Origin of the sequence: Thiocapsa sp. (genome assembly GCF_011390875.1) — a bacterium.
Classification (GTDB): Bacteria; Pseudomonadota; Gammaproteobacteria; order Chromatiales; family Chromatiaceae; genus Thiocapsa.
On record NZ_JAABRP010000363.1, the window covers coordinates 1 to 338 of the forward strand.

The window sequence follows — 338 nt, forward strand, 5'->3', positions numbered from 1 at the left end:
TGGCCGAGCGTTCACGCGACCTGGCCAGCCTGCGCATTTTGGGCTATACCAAGCGCGAAGTGCGGGCCCTGCTGATGGGGGAGCTGGGCACGCTCACCCTGCTGGCGCTGGTGCCGGGTTTCGCCATGGGTTATGGCATGAGCGCCATGTTGGTCTGGGGCATGCAGTCGGACCTGTACCGCATTCCTTTGGTGCTGCTCCCGTCCGGGTTTGCCATGGCGGGAGCGGTGTTGCTGGTGGCGGCAGGCCTTTCGGCTTGGCTGGTGCTGCGCCGGCTGGACCAGCTCGATCTGGTGGCCGTTTTGAAAACACGCGAATGAAGATGAAAAACACCCATA

Annotated in this window: 1 protein-coding gene; it reads left to right on the top strand. The window is 63.0% G+C overall.

Annotated features, from left to right (window positions below; translation table 11 throughout):
- Positions 1–320, top strand: a 320-nt coding sequence (locus tag GPT33_RS18435) for an ABC transporter permease (RefSeq protein WP_296812009.1), incomplete at its 5' end; no start/stop codon positions are given.
- Between the last annotated feature and the right edge of the window lie 18 nt (positions 321–338).